This is a genomic window from Bradyrhizobium sp. CCBAU 25338 (genome assembly GCF_028128965.1).
Lineage (GTDB): Bacteria > Pseudomonadota > Alphaproteobacteria > Rhizobiales > Xanthobacteraceae > Bradyrhizobium > Bradyrhizobium liaoningense.
Window position 1 is genome coordinate 1 of the sequence record NZ_LFKY01000012.1, and the last position, 1,471, is coordinate 1,471.

Sequence of the window (1,471 nt, forward strand, 5' to 3'; positions counted from 1 at the left end):
CGCCGCCAGCCGCACGAACGCACTCGGCACCATGTAGTCCGGCAGCCGCGCACTCAAGTGCGCCCGCAAGGCGCCTGCAACCCCGCCTCCATCGCCCTCGTCCGCGCCGACTTCGGGCGCGCAGACCACATAGGCGATCAGATGCTTGTCGCCGGCGCCGTTCTGGCGCGCCACCACCACCGCCTCGCGCACCCAGGCATGCTCGCAAAGCCGCGCGACGATCTCGCCCGGCTCGATGCGGTAGCCGCGAATCTTCACCTGGTCGTCGTTGCGGCCCAGGAACTCAAGATTGCCGTCCGGCAGATAACGTGCAAGGTCGCCGGTCCGGTACAGCCGATCGCCCTCGACAAAGGGACTGGCGACGAACCGCTCGGCTGTCAGCTCAGGGCGGTTGAGGTAGCCCCGCGTCACCCCCGCCCCACCAATGTAGAGCTCGCCGACCGCACCGAACGGCACGGGCGCGCCATAGCCATCCAGCAGGTACACCCGCGTGTTGGCGATTGGGCGCCCGATCGGGACCACCGACCCATTGAAATCAGCCGGACAAGTCCAGATCGTCGCGAAGGTCGTCGTCTCGGTGGGCCCGTAGCAGTTAATGAGACGTACGGGACCCTTTTCCTTCAACAATCTCAAAAACGAGGCAAGATCACCGCGCTCACCCCCACAGAGGAGGTGCTTCAGTTGCGCCAACGTCGGAGCAATCGTTGATGTATATTGGTTGAATAGTGCTGTTGTTAGAAACAGTGACGTCACCCGGTGCTGTTCAAGCGCCCGGGCAAAACTAGGCGTATCCCTGACGGTGGCGGCATGCATGGCAACAATGCAACCACCGTTAAGTAGCGGTGCCCATACTTCGAATGTGCTTGCGTCGAAGGCCGGATTGCCAGCCCATGCCACCCGATCTCCCGCATCGATCTTCACATACCCACTGTTGATCACGAGCCGGTTGACGGCACGATGAGGAACAACAACGCCTTTGGGAAGGCCAGTTGAGCCGGAGGTGTACATGACGTAAGCGGCGGTTTCAGCGCTCAACGCCAGCCCAGGATCGGAACTGCATCCCGTTCCAGCTATGAGCGGCTCAATAGCCAGAACAGGTATCGTCGCCTCAACCAGATCATCCCCGGAAAGCACCAAGCGTGCAGCACAATCGGCCATCAGCCATTTTTGTCGCGCCGACGGGAGGACGCGATCGATCGGTACATAAACGCCGCCGGCCTTCAGAATCGCCAGCTGCGCCACCACAAGAGCGACGGAGCGGTCCAGCACTGTGGCAATGCGATCCCCAGGCTTGACCCCGAGGGCGATCAGGTGATGCGCCAGGCGGTCGGCCTGCGCATTGAGCTCGGCATAGCTCAGCCGCTCATCTTCACAGACCACCGCCACCGCATCCGGCGCCTTGTGCACCTGCGCTTCGAACAGCTCGTGGATGCACCGCTCCGCAGGATACGGCGCCGCCGTCCGGTTCAGT

General features: G+C 62.7%; 1 protein-coding gene. It reads right to left on the bottom strand.

Annotation, left to right across the window (positions count from 1 at the left end; all coding sequences use genetic code 11):
* The coding region (locus tag ACM42_RS08400) for a non-ribosomal peptide synthetase (protein ID WP_271527489.1) at positions 1-1,471 on the bottom strand (1,471 nt) is incomplete at both ends.